Source organism: Fibrisoma limi BUZ 3 (assembly GCF_000296815.2).
GTDB lineage: Bacteria > Bacteroidota > Bacteroidia > Cytophagales > Spirosomataceae > Fibrisoma > Fibrisoma limi.
The window spans coordinates 138187-151726 of record NZ_CAIT01000010.1 but is presented as its reverse complement, the minus strand read 5'-3'; the positions used below and the strand labels follow the sequence as shown (position 1 = coordinate 151726).

General features: G+C 47.9%; 10 protein-coding genes. 1 reads left to right on the top strand and 9 read right to left on the bottom strand.

Going from position 1 to position 13540, the window contains the following annotated elements:
* Nucleotides 1-7: 7 nt before the first annotated feature.
* The 9 genes from obgE to gcvP all read right to left on the bottom strand — a co-directional run bounded on the left by obgE (nt 8) and on the right by gcvP (nt 11178).
* Nucleotides 8-1015, bottom strand: a complete 1008-nt coding sequence (gene obgE / locus BN8_RS28720; protein ID WP_009285462.1) for a GTPase ObgE — start codon at nt 1013-1015, stop codon at nt 8-10.
* A gap of 44 nt (nt 1016-1059) precedes the next feature.
* The gene (locus tag BN8_RS28715) at nt 1060-1647 is read right to left on the bottom strand and encodes an adenylate kinase (RefSeq protein ID WP_009285461.1); all 588 of its coding nucleotides are present in this window, start codon (nt 1645-1647) and stop codon (nt 1060-1062) included.
* A 166-nt stretch (nt 1648-1813) separates the two neighbouring features.
* Entirely contained in the window at nt 1814-3577 is a 1764-nt protein-coding gene (locus BN8_RS28710) for a tetratricopeptide repeat protein (protein ID WP_040007007.1), read from the bottom strand.
* An 89-nt stretch (nt 3578-3666) separates the two neighbouring features.
* Nucleotides 3667-4641 carry a PstS family phosphate ABC transporter substrate-binding protein gene (locus tag BN8_RS28705; RefSeq protein ID WP_009285459.1) on the bottom strand — a complete coding sequence of 325 codons (975 nt, stop codon included), beginning with the start codon at nt 4639-4641 and terminating at the stop codon, nt 3667-3669.
* A 175-nt stretch (nt 4642-4816) separates the two neighbouring features.
* Nucleotides 4817-5641 (bottom strand): energy transducer TonB, encoded by an 825-nt coding sequence (locus tag BN8_RS28700; protein ID WP_009285458.1) that lies wholly within the window; start codon nt 5639-5641, stop codon nt 4817-4819.
* Between the two features lie 4 nt (nt 5642-5645).
* Nucleotides 5646-6182: an ExbD/TolR family protein gene (locus BN8_RS28695; RefSeq protein WP_009285457.1), complete on the bottom strand. Its 537-nt coding sequence runs from the start codon at nt 6180-6182 to the stop codon at nt 5646-5648.
* Nucleotides 6183-6238: 56 nt separating this feature from the next.
* Nucleotides 6239-6865: an ExbD/TolR family protein gene (locus tag BN8_RS28690; RefSeq protein ID WP_009285456.1), complete on the bottom strand. Its 627-nt coding sequence runs from the start codon at nt 6863-6865 to the stop codon at nt 6239-6241.
* Nucleotides 6866-6937: 72 nt separating this feature from the next.
* Nucleotides 6938-7774 (bottom strand): MotA/TolQ/ExbB proton channel family protein, encoded by an 837-nt coding sequence (locus BN8_RS28685; protein WP_009285455.1) that lies wholly within the window; start codon nt 7772-7774, stop codon nt 6938-6940.
* Between the two features lie 488 nt (nt 7775-8262).
* Nucleotides 8263-11178 (bottom strand): aminomethyl-transferring glycine dehydrogenase, encoded by a 2916-nt coding sequence (gene gcvP / locus BN8_RS28680; RefSeq protein ID WP_009285454.1) that lies wholly within the window; start codon nt 11176-11178, stop codon nt 8263-8265.
* A gap of 228 nt (nt 11179-11406) precedes the next feature.
* Here gcvP and BN8_RS28675 point away from each other — a divergent pair, with 228 nt between their 5' ends.
* Nucleotides 11407-13539, top strand: a complete 2133-nt coding sequence (locus BN8_RS28675) for a DUF7657 domain-containing protein (RefSeq protein ID WP_009285452.1) — start codon at nt 11407-11409, stop codon at nt 13537-13539.
* Nucleotide 13540 lies beyond the last annotated feature (1 nt).

Genomic DNA, 13540 nt, shown 5'->3' with positions numbered 1-13540 from the left:
GTCCGTTCTATTCCTGCTCGGCCGGCACATTGAGGCTTTGCCAGATTGTGTCTTTCAGTTGTTCCAAACCGCGCTGACTAACGGACGAGATGAATGTGACCGGTAGTTGTTCAGGCACTTGTTTTTTAATAGAAGTCAGCTCGTCTTCGCTCACTAAATCTATCTTCGAAATAGCCAGTAGTCGTTTCTTATCCATCAGTTCCGGATTATACTCACGCAATTCGTGTAAAAGCGTTTCATATTCTCCGCGGATATTCTCACTAGTAGCCGGAATAAGAAATAACAAAATTGAGTTGCGTTCAATATGACGCAGAAACCGTAAACCGAGACCTTTCCCCTGCGATGCGCCCTCAATTATTCCTGGAATATCAGCCATAACAAACGACTTATAGTCCCTGTAGGCTACGACCCCTAAATTAGGCACAAGGGTTGTAAACGGGTAGTCAGCAATTTCGGGCCGGGCTGCCGAAAGTACCGACAACAATGTTGATTTTCCCGCATTTGGGAACCCAACCAGACCAACATCAGCCAGAAGTTTTAATTCTAATACAACCCAGGCTTCCTGTCCTTCCTCACCCGGTTGTGCATAATAAGGTGCCTGTTGCGTGGAATTTTTAAAATGATCGTTGCCTAATCCACCCCGACCACCTGGCAGAAGAATGATCTCCTGGCCGTCTTCGGTGATTTCGGCCATTTTTTCATTCGTTTCGGCATGACGGGCTATTGTACCCAGAGGTACTTCTAAGATTACATCCTCACCCTGAGCTCCGCTTCTTCGCCCGCCCTCACCAGCTTTTCCTGCCTCAGCCTTTATATGTTTCCGGTATTTTAGATGCAGCAATGTCCAAAGTTGGGCATTACCTTTTAAGATAATATGGCCCCCTCGTCCACCATCGCCCCCGTCAGGCCCACCTTTCGGAACGTGTTTTTCACGCCGAAAATGAACCGAACCAGCTCCCCCAGCTCCTGAGCGACAATTGATTTTAACGTAATCGATGAAGTTGGATGAAGCCATATTTGCTTTACTGTTTTGAAAAGCGTGGGCCAAACAAGCCTGAATTAACCTGCTTTCGTGGCGGCCTGCTCGATTTTGCTACAAATGGCGTCGAAAATTTCATCAATATTTCCAATGCCATCGATAGCAGTAAACTTGCCCTGTTGATTATAAAAATCAGCAACAGGTGTTGTTTTATCATTGTATTCCTTAACACGCCGACGAATTAATTCTTCATTACTATCGTCGGGACGACCGGATGTCTGCCCCCTCAACAACAAACGACGTGTTAACTCTTCGTCATCGACTACCAGGGCAATCATTACGGTGATGTGGGTATTATAATTACTTAACAGGAGATCAAGCGCCTGTGCCTGCGGTACGGTACGTGGAAACCCATCGAAAATAAATCCTGCTACCGATTGATTCTCCTTGAGCTTATTTTCAATCATACCGATAACTACTTCGTCGGGCACCAATAATCCCTGATCCATCAACTGTTTTGCCCGTAAACCTAATTCTGTTCCTGCAGCAATTTCCGAACGTAGTAAATCACCGGTCGACAAATGAACCAGGTTATACTTCTTAATTAATTTTTCACTTTGTGTTCCTTTACCAGCGCCCGGCGGGCCAAACAGTACAAGATTGAGCATACGGTTTTTAAGGGTAGTGTCGTCCAATCAAAATTTGCGCCCGCAAAGTTACAACTCATTGCTTAAAATAACAGGTAGATAAATTGACAGCTATTGGTTTTTATTAATTGGCCAAAACAAAAAGCGCAGGCTTATGGCCTGCGCTTTTTGTCGTATTGATTACTGCTTATTTACTAGCCGCTGTTTTTTTAGCTGGTGCTTTTGTCCCTTTGGTTGGTGCCGGTTGAGCTTTTGGTGGCTCTAAAGCCTTCAGGACATCCTTGTCGTTTGGATCTATTTCGAGAACCTTAGCAAAGTATTCTTTTGCCTTAGCCTCATCCTTCTTCGCCAGACTAAATCCTGCTAACGCTTTGTAAGCAGTTACCAAATACCTTGAATAGTCCGTTTTATCCGTTGAATCTGGAGTTGTGGCCTGTTCAATAAACTTCTCGTACAGTGGAGTTGCAGCCGTTGCTGCCTTTTCAGGGTCGTCCTTTGCAAAAGCATAATAGTTAGCCTGTGCACGATAGTAGTAAGCTGCTGGATATTTCTTGCCAGGAATTTCCTCTACGCGCTTAGCCATTTCAGCAAAGGCTGAATCTGCCCGCAGATAATACATCTGCTTAACTTGCGGAATTTGCGCCGAATCAATTGGAGCAGCCAGGCTATCACGACCTACGCGAGGAGCGTATTGATAGTTTGACAGCGCCATAAACAAAAAGTCATTGTTTTGCGGCTTTTTGTCATTAGCAATCGTTTTTGAATAGTAGTCAGCAGCTTTATCAAATCGCTTCTTGTCGTAGTACAACTTAGCGATTTCGCGATATAAGTTTTCCGTAGTATCCTGAGGAGCTGCCTTTTCCAGATTGGTAATTGCTAATGAATCACCCTGAGGTGTATTTAACTGGCTGTATGCACGCCCCAGAAACTTGTAGTCTTCCGGCAACACTTTCTGCGGAGCCGTTGAGATAAATCGATTTAATGATTCAACGGCTTCCGGAGCTTTGTTTGTCTGCGTGTAAGCCCAGCCATACATACGGTCGATAATCGGGTTGTTGATCTTTCCTTTCAATTGATCCAGGTATGAAACAGCACCCTGATAATCTTCGGCCAGGAAGCGATAACGAGCTACGTCGAGCAAGCGCTCAGGATCCTGCGTACCGCTTTTTTGAACGTATGACTCATAACGCTGAGCGGCAGCTTTATAAGCTCGTGAATTGGCAAGCGCATCGGCATACGCCAGGTACGTCGGGGCAAACTCAGGATCGTTCTCAATTGCTTTGTTAAAGAACTTCTGCGCTTCGGTGTAGTTCTTACCACGAAGGAACAAACGACCAATCTTATAATTTGCTTCCGCCAGATTCGGCTTGATAGCTAGAGCGTTTTCATACTTGCTAACGGCATTACCACCGTCGTTGCGCAGATAGTATGCATCACCCATCGCCATTTCAATGTCGGCGTTCTCATTCTTCTTATCGCGCTCGTCGGCTTTTTGAAGCACTTCGAGTGCCTTAGCCGGGTCGTTGGTTTTCTCGAACATGGTCAAAACTTCACCAGCCCGTACCATTACGTTAATATCCTTGCCTTTCGACTTGTCTACAGCTTCGTCAATTTTTGCAATGGCTGTTTGCCGGTCACCTTTGGCTAAAGCTACCCCCGCAAGCCCAACGTTATTCAGTTGGTTCTTACCATCGGCCGCCAAGCCTTTTTCGAATGCAGCTTTTGCCTGATCCGGCTGGCCGGTTTTTAGGTAGTAATAACCAAGATAAAATTGATTATCAGCCGTCGGCGAACTGGTGGCTAACTGTGTCAGAGCTTGCCCCGCTTTCGCAAATCGATCTGCTTCCAAGTCATTCAGAGCTGCTTGTACGTCCTGAGCCATTGCAGGCACAGTCATTGATGCACCCATGAACAAAATGGCCAACAGCGACTTTTTCTGGTTGTTCATCATGTATTTCAGGTTGGAATTAAAAATTTAGATTGTGACTAGTAAACAGCTTACAAAGCTAAAAAATTGCTTTCAAATCAAAAAATTGCTGGTCATTTGAGATTCACCTCTCGATTATACGGTATTGCAGGCCAAAGACCCAATTTTTCGATAATCAATGAACCAGCGTCCCGAGCTACATAATTTATTAATCCGCCCCCAAGCCCAGGGTGTGCTTCACGACTTAAAATGTAAACCGAACGACGTAGTGGGTAATCTTCGAGACCCAATGCTCTCTGGAATGGTTGGAAATAATCATTCCGTGAAGTTGGGTTTGCCTTCTCTGTTACTCCCATCACTCGTAAATCGCGGGATAACTCCGCAGATAGCGGTGAATCCCCATCGCTAATCCAATTAACGCCAATAAAACCTAACGCAGTCGGATTTTGGCGAACATACTCGATTACTTCCTTGTTTGAACGAGTCGTAAAAATCCGCAATCCATCAACGCGCTTGACATTGAATTTGCGTAACATAAACTCTAAATTGCTCGAATTGTTATTGTCAAATACGAGCGTAATAACTCCTGACTGATTTCCGCCTTTTAGTTGAGCCCAGTTTTTTATGGTTCCACTAAAAATTGAACTCAGTTCGCTCATTGTGATAAGGCTATCTGTATTCGCCTTATTAACAATTAACGCTACCCCGTCAGTAGCAATTTTCTGGGCTGCTCCCTTGATTTTACGCTGGTTAAGAACGGCCTGTTCCTGAGGATCAAGTTTACGGGTCGTAAAAGCGAGCCGGGCACTATCCTGTAGCATGAAATTAATCGCTTCTTTTTCCGGCTTGAATACTACCTCAAAGTGAGCGTTTGGATAGATGCCACTGTAGGCTTCCGTCAACTGTGTCACTAAAGGCCGAAATGATTCATCAGCCGCGACCACAATTGTACCCTGTGATGGGCTGTCCAGTTTCGTTTTATTACCGTTACAACCAAAAAGCCCAGCCAATAAAACGATTAACCACCCATAAGTTTTTCTACTCATCCCGAAACCGTAGATAGGCACGGTAAGCCCTAAAACTGCCATAAGCAATTAGTAATACAGCCAGACCATACCGTAGCACGGGACTGGAAGGAAATATCCCAAAAGACTGAGAGGAGGCCATCAGTGCGATGCCTCCTCCCAAGTATGCCAGCGACGCCAGCACTGAAATATACAGTGTCAGCCGCGCCGGACCTCGATCTCGCTCGCGCATCCGATATTATTCCAGCGTGAAGTTGATCGGCAGGTTAAATTTCACTCGAACAGGACGACCTGATTGTTTACCGGGTCTCCACTTCGGCATGGCCTTTACTACCCGCAGGGCTTCTTCATCCGTACCGAATCCTAAACCTTTTAGTACCTGTACATCCTGAATACTTCCGTCGGTATTAACGACAAAGCTCACGAATACACGACCTGATACGTTGGCACGCTGTGCAGCCGCAGGATAACGCAGGTTCTTAGAAAGATACTGCCCCAGGGCGGCCATCCCTCCCGTAAATTCAGGCTGCTGTTCTACCACCGTAAAGATTTCTTCTTCTTTCGGAGCAGCTTCAACGGCAGCTTCAACCCGGGTCGGACCAGTGATAGCTTCCGGCGCGGCAATTACTTCCTCCGCATTCGGGTCGCCTTCCTGCGTTTTCTCAGCAGCCACAGCCTCCTTCAGTTCTTCAACAGCCGGTGGCGGTGTTTCTTCGGGAACTTCCTCATCCGGTTTTACTTCCGGAGGAAGGAATTTTACCGTATTCACCTTTGGTACTTCGACCGGTGGTGGCGGTGGCGGTGGCGGTTCGTTCGGGTCGATCGGCGGTGGCGGTAGTTTCATCAGGTCTACCTCAACCATTGCCTGTTCCTCAGGTTCCGGAGCCAGCGCAGTAATAATTGTCGGCGTCAGAACACCCAGTGTAAAAATAACCCCTCCAATAATGAGAGCGCGGGTTATAATTTTCGGGTACTCTTTCCGTAACGTATACGCACCGTACGCTTTGTTCCGGTTGGCAAACACTATATCATCCAGTGTTGCGTTTGATTCGAGTTCTGCCATAGCGTTATACGTCTAGATTTGCTTTATCCTTCAGCAGCTTTTTCTCGTCAGGTGTTAGCTGATCTACCAAAGCATACCGTTTCGTTTTCGTAATAGCCATTTCATCCAGCAGATCGACCATATTGCGGTAGGTCGACTCCTTGGTTGGTTTAATAACGACTACGAACTTATCAGCCGGGACCTTCCGCGAATTCTCCTGGATCGCTTTGCGCATATCATATCCTATCGATACAGTTTCCAGCTTCGGGTCTTCATTGGCTGCTTTCCCAAAGATGTAATGCGCTTTGTTATCCTTACCCAGGAAAATCGTCATTACGTTTGAAGCCTTAATAGGCTCCGTTTCTACTTTTTCCGTTTTGTCCGGTACGTTGAGCGTCATCGAAGATGGCTTGCTCAAGGTGGTAGCCAGAATGAAAAAGGTGATCAGGAGAAAACCCAGGTCTACCATCGGCGTCATATCCACACGGGTTGACGCTTTTTTAGAACGGACCTTACCACCATCATGCTTACCACCACCTCCACCGGTGTTAATCTCTGCCATGTTTTCTGAACAGATTTATGGGGTGAAAAATGATCGCCTTGTGCCTGTCAGGTTCACTAATCATTTGTCCAGCCTGCCGGCGGAGCTTCCGTACCGGTAATCAAGTTGAACTTGTTGATATTCTGAGCCTGCAGGGTAGCTAGTACATCTTTGAAAGCTGGGAACTTCGCCAGGTTATCGCCTTTCAGCGCAATCCGAAGATTGTTGTTTGCTTTGCGAGAGTTATAAACCCACTCCTTCAATTCATTCGTGGGAGCAGCTCCGGTCGAATCCGTTGGAATACCCGGCTGCTTTATTTTAGCCTGCTGTTCTTTAGACAGGTTCAGGTAAGACTTCAACTGAGCGATCGGCATACCAAAGTTCGACATCAGTGCAAACTCCTTTTTTTCTTTAGGAGTGAAGGTTATTCCTTTTGCGGCACCGATATTCTCGAGCGTTTCGATACGCTCCTGTTGGTTGTCAATCCCAAAGTAGACCTTACCTTCCCGATCCAGACCAATTGTCATAATGTCCTTATCGGGAACCTTGATGCCGGAGATTGACGATGGCGTTTCAATCGTTGCTGCATCCTGAGCCCGGAATTGGGCCGTCAGGATGAAGAATGTCAGCAACAGAAACGCAACGTCGCACATCGCCGTCATGTCCACTGTAGAACTGGCGCGTTTAATTTTAACTGCTGGCATGAGTTTTTTAATTTCTACTGCCCGACAATGTCGGGCAGGGGTTGATTAGTAACACCAACTAACTCGTACGGCCTAGTAGTGAGCCGCAAAGTTTTGCTGAATGCTCAAGCCGATCTCGTCAATGTTGTACGTCAGTACGTCAATACGGCTTGTGAAATAGCTATACATGATCGTTGCAATAGCAGCAGTACCGATACCAAGGGCCGTGTTTACAAGGGCCTCAGAGATACCCGTTGACAGAGCGGCCGTATCTGGCTGACCAGTCGCACCCATAGCTGCGAAAGCGCGGATCATACCCAATACCGTTCCGAGCAGGGCGATCAGCGTTGATACTGATGCCAGCGTTGCGATAATGGTCAGGTTTTTTTCCAGCATCGGCAGTTCGAGCGTAGTAGCTTCTTCTACTTCTTTCTGCAACGCTACCAGTTTCTGCTCTTTATTCAGTTCGGTGTCTGTCGACAGTTGCTGATACTTCAGCAGGGCAGTTTTCACAACGTTGCCGATTGAGCCTTTCTGACGATCACACTCCTGGATGGCTGCGGCTACTTCATTGCGGTCAAGCAGGCTTTTGATCTTACGAACAAAATCATCAATTGAACCTGAACCGTTGGCGCGGCCAATTGTGATGAAACGCTCGATCGAGAATACCAACACCGTCAAAAAGCAAGTGAACAGAATCGGTACAATAAAGCCTCCCTTGTAAACCGTGCCAAAGTAGTCACCTGGCAGAGGTTCCTTTGTGTTGTCGCCATCCTGGAAGTGACTGCCATCGCCGAAAACGAACATGTAAGTCAGGATACCGATCAACAGGAGAACCGGAATTACTAACGCCGGATTAAGACCACCCGACGATTTCTTTTTAGGTGCTGCTGCTTTAGCTGGTGCTGGAGAGGGCGTTTGTGTTTTCATTGGAACTTGACTGTAGGGTTAAATTGAAAGTTGGTTTTCCCGGTAAAAAAAGCGAAAATTTTAAACTGTTAGGTTTGCCGAACTAAAAATTTGACAGAAACACTTCGAAACCTTCACAAAATTAGGGTTTTTCTGACGAATACAACGCAAACCTTTAGGTCAAAAATTGCATTTTCGTAGCAATCCACCTATAAATAGTAGGATATATTTCACTCTACCAACCTACTATGATTTGTGGACCGCATGGATAAAACCTTGTTTTTCAAACACCCTACTGAACTTTTCCCTCTGTTTAGGCCGCAGTTTGATCCAATTATCTGGTGGTGCCTTGTTCATAAAATAATTGTTAAGAGCGTGTCGATTGTCTGTTTGCAGTTAGATGCAGCCGGTCGAAGGATTCCACAAACCCGTCAAAATTTTTTCTAAAAAAGAACCCCAAACCGTTTAACGGCCTGGGGTTACAGGAATTCAGAATGTACAAGAAACGCTTAGACTTGCTGTGCAATGGCGGCTTCCTCGGCTACCTCAGTCGCATAAGCGTCTGTTGGAACACATGCGCAAACCAGGTTTCGATCGCCATAAGCTGAATCGATCCGGCTAACACTCGGCCAGAATTTACGAGCCCGTACGTATGGCAACGGATAAACGGCCTTTTCTCGAGAATAAGGTCGGTCCCAGCTATCAGCCAGAACAACCGTAGCGGTGTGGGGAGCCAGCTTTAGTACGTTACTTGCTTTGTCGGCCCGTCCGTCTTCAATTTCCCGGATTTCTTCTCGGATACTAATGAGGGCGTCGCAGAAACGGTCCAGTTCAGCTTTCGATTCCGATTCGGTCGGCTCGATCATTATGGTTCCGGCCACCGGGAATGAAACCGTAGGTGCGTGGAAACCATAATCCATCAACCGTTTGGCAATATCTTCCACTTCAACACCGGCAGCTTTGAATGGACGACAGTCTACAATCATCTCGTGTGCACAACGCCCGTTGCTCCCTGTGTACAACGTTTCATAGTGACCGCTCAGCCGGGCTTTAATGTAGTTGGCATTCAGGATGGCCCGCTTTGTAGCATTTGTCAATCCGTCGGCTCCCATCATAGCAATGTAGGCATATGAGATAGTCAGGATGCTTGCCGAGCCATAAGGTGCCGCCGACACAGCATGAATTGCTTCATCTCCTCCCGTTTGTACAACTACGTGCCCAGGCAGGAACGGTACCAGATGAGCCGCTACACCGATTGGCCCCATACCCGGCCCGCCACCACCGTGGGGAATACAAAACGTCTTGTGCAGATTCAAATGGCAGACATCAGCACCAATGTTGGCCGGTGAGGTTAGCCCCACCTGTGCATTCATATTGGCTCCGTCCATGTAGACCTGTCCACCATGTTGATGGATAGTATCGCAAATCTCCTTGATGCTTTCCTCAAACACGCCATGCGTTGAGGGATACGTCACCATCAGGCAGGATAAATCGTTGCTGTACTGCTCGGCTTTTGTTTTGAGATCAGCAACATCGATATTACCCCGGTCGTCGCATTTGACGATAACGACCTTCATACCAGCCATAACGGCACTGGCAGGGTTGGTTCCGTGCGCCGACTGTGGGATCAGCGCTACGTTCCGATGGTTGTCACCCCGGCTTTCGTGGTACGCCCGGATTACCATCAGACCGGCGTATTCACCCTGTGCACCGGAATTTGGTTGCAACGACATGGCCGCAAAGCCCGTTATCTCGCTAAGCCACGTATTAAGCTCAGAAAATAGCTGCTGGTAGCCGGCTGTCTGGTCTTTTGGCGCAAATGGATGGAGCTTGCCAAACTCCGGCCAGGTTACCGGAATCATCTCTGCCGTAGCATTGAGCTTCATCGTACAGCTACCCAGCGGAATCATGGAATGCACCAGCGACAGATCCTTTTCTTCGAGTGATTTCAGATACCGTAGCATTTCATGCTCGGTATGGTGGGTGTTAAATACAGGATGCGTCAGGTAGTCAGACTGACGTACCAAACGCTCCGGCCATGTCACCTCAATCGCGTTTTCGAGGGCTTCAAGATCCACCTTAACGCCGAACACCTCCAGCAGGCATAGCAAATCCTCGATGGTTTTTGCTTCGTCGAAGGAGACACCGACATGAAGTTCGTCGGGGTAGTAGCGTAGGTTAACCTGAGCTGCCCGTGCGGTTTTCTTTAATGACTCAACGTCATCGACACGGACGGTCACCGTATCAAAGTAATTCTCGGTTTCAACAGTATACCCATTCCAGCGCAACGCCGTAGCAAAGGCCTTGGTCAGGCCATGTACCCGGCCGGCAATTGCTCTAAGGCGCTCAGGTCCATGATAGACGGCATAGCTTCCGGCCATTACGGCTAGCAACACCTGTGCCGTACAAATATTTGATGTAGCCTTTTCCCGACGTATGTGCTGTTCGCGAGTCTGGAGCGCCATACGAAGCGCTGGCTTACCTTCTGCATCAACCGAAACGCCAATGATCCGGCCAGGAATCTGGCGCTTGAAAGCCTCGCGGGTAGCAAAGAAAGCCGCGTGTGGCCCACCGTATCCCATCGGTACGCCGAAGCGTTGAGACGAACCAACCACTACATCGGCACCCATTTCGCCCGGTGAGGTCAGCATTGTCAGGGCCAGCAAATCGGCGGCAACCGCCACAAAAACGCCCAGTTCGTGTGCCGAAGCAATCAGGTCGGTATAATCAAACACCTCACCGTCAGAAGCGGGATATTGTACTAACATACCAAACAGATCGGCGTTAGTCAGATCAACCGTGCGGTGATCGCCGATTAACAGCGTAATACCGACTGGAGTAGCCCGTGTTTTGAGCAGATCGATCGTTTGCGGATGGCACCGCTCCGAGACAAAGAAGGTAGCCGCATTTTTCTTAGTAGCCGGCCGCATAGCATAAAGCATATGCATGGCTTCGGCGGCCGCGGTGGCTTCGTCGAGCAGTGATGCGTTGGCCAGATCCATACCCGTCAGATCGGACACGACCGTCTGAAAATTCAGCAACGCTTCGAGACGCCCCTGCGCTATTTCGGCCTGATACGGTGTGTAGGCGGTGTACCATGCGGGATTTTCCAACACGTTACGCAGAATGACGTTCGGCGTGATCGTATCGTAATAGCCCGTTCCAATAAACGATTTGAATACCTTGTTTTGAGCAGCCAGTTTCTTAAAATCATTCAGAAACTGATGTTCTGATTTGGGAGCCGGCAGATCCAGCGGCTGTGAGAGCCGTATTGCTGCCGGAACAGTCTGGTTGATGAGTTCGTCGATGGAGCTAACCGGTGCCCCGGCCGCCCCAATAGTTTGTAACATTTCGGCGGTCTCGGAGGCTTCAGAACCATGGTGTCGGTCTTCAAACTTCTCCTCGTAGCGCAGTTCGAGCTTCATAAGTTAGAGATGAAACGAGCGTTGCGGTTGGTTTATAGCTTACAAAAATACGATCTGATTCTGAAAGCTGACGAATTAATTAATATGCCTGCTGAAGTAACACGGGTTGAGGAGGTTACGTTCTTAATAGGCGTCAGAATCAGGATCAAGCGGCCAATTTTGTTTGGCCGTTCAGCAAAAAAGGCCTAATTTTTGACGTCGAAACGAGTGCCAACTGGCCGTTTACGCATGTCTAAGAAACAAAAGCCCAAGCCGCAACCTGCAGCGGCCAAACCAAAACCAGTTCAAGGTTCGCCAGTCAATGTTGCCGCCGTTGAACCCCCAGTGCCGAAACTCGACAGCCCAACTCCAACAAAATCAACCCGCTCAGCGTCAGAACCAGTAACTTCTTCAAAGGAGGCTGTTCCAACGGATACCCGATTGATTCGGTTCGATAAACGAGTGAAGTGGTTTTTGAGTATTTGTGCGGGACTGTTTTTGCTTCTGACACTTTTGAAAATTCATGGCTCGTCGGTGTCAGCCTGGAACCAGATCATTCCCGACGGTTCGGATGCCAAACGCGGTCTGATCTCGGGTAAACCTAAAATGATCCGGGTGGATGAATATGGTGTGCTATCGCCGTTCATGCTGTCGCAGGCTGCTAATGGATTTGAGCTGGAGAATGAGTCAATCGGCGGTGGCAGTGTCCCAATGGTACTGGGCGTTCCGGTTAAGCATTTCATCACGGTGTTTCGTCCTCATTTCTGGGGTTTCTTTCTACTTGATCTGGAGCGAGGATTTGCCTGGTGGTGGAACTTTAAAATTTTTGGCATTTTAATTAGTGCCACATTGCTCTTTCTCGTTTTGACCCGAAATAACTTCTGGTTATCCGTGTTTGGTGGCGTCTGGCTGCTGCTGTCTTCCGGAACGATCTGGTGGTTTTCTACGGGTCTGACCGAAATGATCATCGGCGCCTGCCTGATTCCGACTACTGTCATCTACCTGCTTTACGGACAGAGTAATCGACAGATTTTGATTGCTGCCGCTCTAACGGCTTATGCCAGTCTATATTTTGCGTCTCATTTGTATCCTCCCTATCAGGTACCGCTTGCATATCTGATGGGTTTTCTGCTGATCGGTTATGTACTGACGCAACCCCGAGATGATTTGTTCAGCCGTTTCCCCATTAAAGCAGCCGGAGTTGTTACGGCCCTGGGGCTAATTGGCATTATTGGATTCCTGTACTACCAGGACGCCAAACCCACGCTTGACCTGATGCTAAATACGGCATATCCAGGTAAGCGCGTCGACTTTGGTGGCACCGGTTTTGCGTCAACTCTCTTCGCAGAATACATTAACAGCTTTTACCTAACCGATCAGCGATTCCCTAAAAACTGGCTAAACAGTTGCGAACTATCGCATTACTTATGCTTTGCTCCGCTCATTTTGCTTTGGTTGCCATATCAGTGGAGCCAGGAAAAGAAAGTTAACTACACACTGGCGGGCGTTGCGCTATTTGTGATTTTCGGCTGGCTTTGGATTACAGTCGGCTTTCCGGAAGGATTGAGTAAACTAACGCTGATGAGTACCAGTCCGACACGCCGGGCACAGATTCCATTTGGAGTAGGTAACGTGGTACTGGCTGTTCTATTTCTAAACAGCGCCCGGAATTTATCAGCCAACCATACAACCTTGCTACGAGTGCTGGCTGTAGCAGGGGCAGTTGCTGTCGTTTTGGTGGCAGCTACTCAACTGAATACAAGTGCACCCGGCTTCTTCCGCACTGATCAGCTACTAGTTGCCGGTTTATATTTCGGCATTCTCAATGCCTTGATTTTACCGGTATGGGCATTCTCATACCGGGTAGCCGCCGTTTGTCTTGGCATACTGATTGCTCTGTTACCAAATCTGGGAGTAAACCCGATCGCTAAAGGTTTGAGTCCAATTACAGAAAACGCGTTGTACCGGACAATCAGCAGCATTCGACAGCAAGACCCGGAAGCCCGTTGGGTTGTTTTTGGCAATAATTACATTACGTATCTGGTTGAAGCAACAGGAGTTAAGCAAATCAGCGGGGTTAAGTATACCCCTAATTTTAAAATTATGCGGGCGCTTGATCCGAAACCTGTTTACGACACAGTCTACAACCGGTATGCTCATTCGGTCTATTTTTCAATGCCGAACCAGCAGGACACCGTTATAATGGGCAATGGGGGTAGCTATGATGCGTACGGCGTTAATATCGATCCTTGTTCAGCTAAACTGAAAAAACTGAACGTTCGCTACGTTTTGTTCGAACAAGTAAAGCAACCCGCCGATACACGTTGTATGACGCTGGTGTCGGAGCTGGGTTCGCTCAAGATTTATAAAATCAACGATTAAC

What these genes read in the sequence shown, in the direction of transcription:
- obgE (WP_009285462.1), bottom strand. Translation starts at nt 1,015, where the DNA reads ATGGCTTCATCCAACTTCATCGATTACGTTAAAATCAATTGTCGCTCA.
- BN8_RS28715 (WP_009285461.1), bottom strand. Translation starts at nt 1,647, where the DNA reads ATGCTCAATCTTGTACTGTTTGGCCCGCCGGGCGCTGGTAAAGGAACA.
- BN8_RS28710 (WP_040007007.1), bottom strand. Translation starts at nt 3,577, where the DNA reads ATGATGAACAACCAGAAAAAGTCGCTGTTGGCCATTTTGTTCATGGGT.
- BN8_RS28705 (WP_009285459.1), bottom strand. Translation starts at nt 4,641, where the DNA reads ATGGCAGTTTTAGGGCTTACCGTGCCTATCTACGGTTTCGGGATGAGT.
- BN8_RS28700 (WP_009285458.1), bottom strand. Translation starts at nt 5,641, where the DNA reads ATGGCAGAACTCGAATCAAACGCAACACTGGATGATATAGTGTTTGCC.
- BN8_RS28695 (WP_009285457.1), bottom strand. Translation starts at nt 6,182, where the DNA reads ATGGCAGAGATTAACACCGGTGGAGGTGGTGGTAAGCATGATGGTGGT.
- BN8_RS28690 (WP_009285456.1), bottom strand. Translation starts at nt 6,865, where the DNA reads ATGCCAGCAGTTAAAATTAAACGCGCCAGTTCTACAGTGGACATGACG.
- BN8_RS28685 (WP_009285455.1), bottom strand. Translation starts at nt 7,774, where the DNA reads ATGAAAACACAAACGCCCTCTCCAGCACCAGCTAAAGCAGCAGCACCT.
- gcvP (WP_009285454.1), bottom strand. Translation starts at nt 11,178, where the DNA reads ATGAAGCTCGAACTGCGCTACGAGGAGAAGTTTGAAGACCGACACCAT.
- BN8_RS28675 (WP_009285452.1), top strand. Translation starts at nt 11,407, where the DNA reads ATGTCTAAGAAACAAAAGCCCAAGCCGCAACCTGCAGCGGCCAAACCA.